We start from the raw sequence: 3,564 nt of genomic DNA on the forward strand, positions 1-3,564 counted from the left end.
GGTAGGTATGCCACTTAAATCCGTTACGAGGCTAGAGTTATTCTCAAATTCCTAGATATAAGAATTGTCATTCCTATTGGTGTTTTGGTGCATAATTATTTGGTGTGTATACCGCACTGGCTGGTTTCTCGCTTGATGGAAATGGATGAGAAAACCACACTCAAAACTTGGACTGTGATGGAAACACTGCTTGGTAGCATCGCGTTTGTGATTGTCGCTGTCCTAAGCTTCTTATTATAAAAAGCGTTTTACTATAAGGTTATGAAATGAAAACTCTTGAACAACGATTGAAAGAAATCAAAATCGTCCCTGTGATTGCGATTAATGATGCTAGCCAAGCGGTCCCTTTGGCCAAAGTATTGGTTGAAAATGGGTTGCCATGCGCGGAAGTGACCTTTAGAACAGAAGCGGCTGCAGAATCGATTCGTTTGATGCGTGCCGCCTACCCAGAGATGCTGATTGGCGCAGGGACAGTACTGACCACGGCGCAAGTAGACCAAGCCATTGAAGCGGGCGTGGACTTTGTAGTCAGCCCAGGTTTTAACCCAACCACGGTGAGATATTGTCAACAGCGTCATGTGGCAATTGTTCCGGGCGTCAACAACCCAAGTTTGGTTGAGCAAGCCATGGAAATGGGTTTGCGCACATTGAAATTCTTCCCAGCTGAGCCTTCCGGTGGCGTGGCCATGCTCAAAGCATTGACGGCGGTTTATCCGGTCAATTTCATGCCTACAGGTGGCGTTAGCCCAAGTAATGTTCAAGAGTATTTGTCGATTAAATCCGTAGTGGCGTGTGGCGGTACGTGGATGGTACCGACAGATCTGATGGATAAAGGTGATTGGCAGGGCATTGCGGAATTGGTGAAAGCGCTATAACCCTTTCTATTTTCTTTAAGAACAACGGCTTGCTTCGGTAGGCCGTCTTTTTATTCCGTGCGCACCTCCGACCATTGACGATAAAAGTAATCGAGAGTAACGCGCGATCAAAAATCTCGTTACAATCGTTCTCCTACTCATTTCACGATAAGCCAAGCTATGTACGCAAACCGACGCGCAGAATTAATTTTAGTTATCACGACCTTATTGGCTGCTGCGGGCTGGGTGTTTTCCAAACAAGCCATTCAAGGCCTACCACCTTTTGGCTTTATTGGTGTGCGCTTTCTTTTAGCGTCGCTGTGCCTACTGCCATTTTGTCTTAAAGCGCTGCGCCAAGCTTCACTGCACGATTGTTTAAAATCGATGGGTGTGGGCGTGTTGCTAGGTGGCTCGATTTTTTGCTGGATCCACGCGATTTCCATTAGCGACACGCTAGGCGAGGGCGCATTCATCATGAGCCTCTCTATGCTGTTTGTTCCATTATTAGCATGGCCGCTGTTTGGCACTAAACCGGCGCGCGCATTTTGGTTGTCGCTACCCATTGCACTGATTGGGCTTTTTTTACTGTCGTGGAATGGGGAGTGGGTCGTCGCGACCAGTCAGCTGTGGTTTATGGCTGCGGCCTTTAGCTTGGCATTACATTTTAACTTTAACAGTCGTTTTTCGGCTAATCTGCCGCCGATGTTGCTCACTACATTACAACTGTTTGTTGGCGGCTGCCTTGGGGTATTACTCTCTTTACTGTTTGAGTCATGGCCAGATCAAATAAGTTTAATGACATGGAAGTGGCTTGCTCTGAGCGTATTACTCGCGACCAGTTTGCGGTATTTGATGCAAACTATAGGTCAAAAGCACGCCAACCCCACTAATGCGGCGATATTAATGCTGCTTGAGCCAATCTGGACACTGGTTCTGAGCGTGCTGATTTATGATGAATCGATGCCAGCGAATAAGATTTTCGGCTGCGGCTTGCTGCTCTGTTCGCTTCTTTTCTATCGAATGGGCCATTTTCGTCATCGCTAAAAGAGCCAAAACGTGAAGCGAAATTAAGTTGCTAGAGAGCCCTAAGAAGCATTGAGTTCCTTTACCTTTAAGGAAGGAAACAGACATTACGCACGTTTATGACGTAGGGCCATCACGTTTTATTGAGTCTGGTAAGTCGTTTTTGGACAAAACTTTGTCAGTGCATTTGCTAATTTAGCAAATCATCAATAAATAAAGGTATGGAAAGCCGCTTAGCTTGGTGTTTAGTATTGATGGTGCATATCATAATCTAGTTATTTAGAAGCGTCAGAAAGGGAGGCCTTCTGGGTCAAATACTACTTCTCTCAGGATTTCAATTGTTTCTTTATAAACTTCTTCAGGACTTCTTTCGTCATCGTAACCCGAACCAGCGTTCATTGCTGGCTTCTCTAATGATTCGACAGCTCTATTAATAGCATCCTCTAACTTTTGTCTATCTGAATCAATCTCTAGCCTTGCTGATTCTAAGGATTCATTCATTTCTTGAGCCGAATTAAGCTGAGCCAACACCTTAGCCATACCATTGTGTACTTTCTCAACTTCATCATTTAGTTCCTTTCTTTCCTGCTCCCAGCTCTCTAACTCTTTATCACGTAACTTAATCTGGTGTTCTTGTGTAGATTCAAGTTTATTCCTAGCATCTTTAACATCATGCTTCTTACGTGATTCACCAAGAGTATTAAGAACTAACAAATCTAAACCTAGTTGTAAGGCAGGTATAAGGAGTATGTAACCAAGAGATACAATTGCAGGTAGGAACAGCCCATACCACCAACCAACTTGTAGACTTTTAGCTAGTGCAACCTTATTGGGTAAGGTTTCAAATGTGAATTGAAGTACAACTGAGTGATTGACCACTAACCAAGAGAAGATGAAAGTAGCTATCAAAGGTGTTTTTAGTCGTTCAACAACTGTATCACTAATCGCTTTACCTACTGCTTTATGCACACCACTTTCCTAATCCAAACCAACAAGCAAGCATACAATAGCATACCAAATACCAAAATTAGCACACATAAGCGCTACCATTATTTCATCGAGTTTAGTGAAACAACCTGAACGTCTCCCTCCTCTTTAACCCTCAGATAAACAACAGCTAAATAGTGCAGTGACAGGCTGAATTTGGTCACTTAGATGGAGGTATAATCTGACTTTACTTCCGTATTTTTGGAATTATTAAATGTAGGTCAAATTATACTTCAGTGACCTGAGTTGCTAATCGGTCGTAGCCAATAATGGGACAAAATTGAGTTTCATGGGATCGTAGATTTGTACTCCATGAATTACCTCAGGCATGGAAAACTCAGACAGGCAAAAGGCAAGATTCATAGAGAATCAATGCGTGGGTTCATATTTGATCGAGAAGGGCAGTTCAAGTAGAAAAATCAGGCAGGGGATGCGGCTCCTGCCTGAGGGCGGTACAGCTTAGAAGTGGTAAGCGACGGTTGCGCCAACGAGCCATTGGTTTGCGCTTTCTACGATTGGCGAATGGGCGACATCCGAGCCTAAACGGGTGTAAGCACTGGTTTGGGTGATTTCCCAACGGTCATTAATTGGATAAACCAGTTTGTAACCTAGGTTATAAGAGAAGTCGCCACCTGCATGGTAAGCTTTACGCTGTGCGGTCGCTTCTTTGTCTTTCACACCGAAATAGTAGTTGTTGTGT

The 3,564-nt window shown here is 44.0% G+C and carries 4 protein-coding genes and 1 pseudogene; 3 read left to right on the forward strand and 2 right to left on the reverse strand.

Annotated features, from left to right (window positions below; translation table 11 throughout):
* Nucleotides 1-57 precede the first annotated feature (57 nt).
* The 3 genes and pseudogenes from VOR_RS19045 to VOR_RS0104700 form a co-directional block, all read left to right on the forward strand.
* A pseudogene (locus VOR_RS19045) lies at nucleotides 58-240 on the forward strand (GntT/GntP/DsdX family permease); the annotation flags it as partial.
* Between the two features lie 26 nt (nucleotides 241-266).
* The gene (locus VOR_RS0104695; RefSeq protein ID WP_010318570.1) at nucleotides 267-875 is read left to right on the forward strand and encodes a bifunctional 4-hydroxy-2-oxoglutarate aldolase/2-dehydro-3-deoxy-phosphogluconate aldolase; all 609 of its coding nucleotides are present in this window, start codon (nucleotides 267-269) and stop codon (nucleotides 873-875) included.
* Between the two features lie 159 nt (nucleotides 876-1,034).
* Nucleotides 1,035-1,898: a DMT family transporter gene (locus VOR_RS0104700; protein WP_010318571.1), complete on the forward strand. Its 864-nt coding sequence runs from the start codon at nucleotides 1,035-1,037 to the stop codon at nucleotides 1,896-1,898.
* A gap of 267 nt (nucleotides 1,899-2,165) precedes the next feature.
* Here VOR_RS0104700 and VOR_RS0104705 read toward each other — a convergent pair whose 3' ends face one another.
* Together VOR_RS0104705 and VOR_RS16775 are read right to left on the reverse strand one after the other, a co-directional pair.
* Nucleotides 2,166-2,846, reverse strand: a complete 681-nt coding sequence (locus tag VOR_RS0104705; RefSeq protein WP_010318572.1) for a hypothetical protein — start codon at nucleotides 2,844-2,846, stop codon at nucleotides 2,166-2,168.
* Between the two features lie 477 nt (nucleotides 2,847-3,323).
* A partial coding sequence (locus VOR_RS16775; RefSeq protein WP_010318573.1) for a MipA/OmpV family protein occupies nucleotides 3,324-3,564 on the reverse strand: 241 nt, incomplete at its 5' end.

This window comes from Vibrio ordalii ATCC 33509 (genome assembly GCA_000257205.1).
Classification (GTDB): Bacteria; Pseudomonadota; Gammaproteobacteria; order Enterobacterales; family Vibrionaceae; genus Vibrio; species Vibrio ordalii.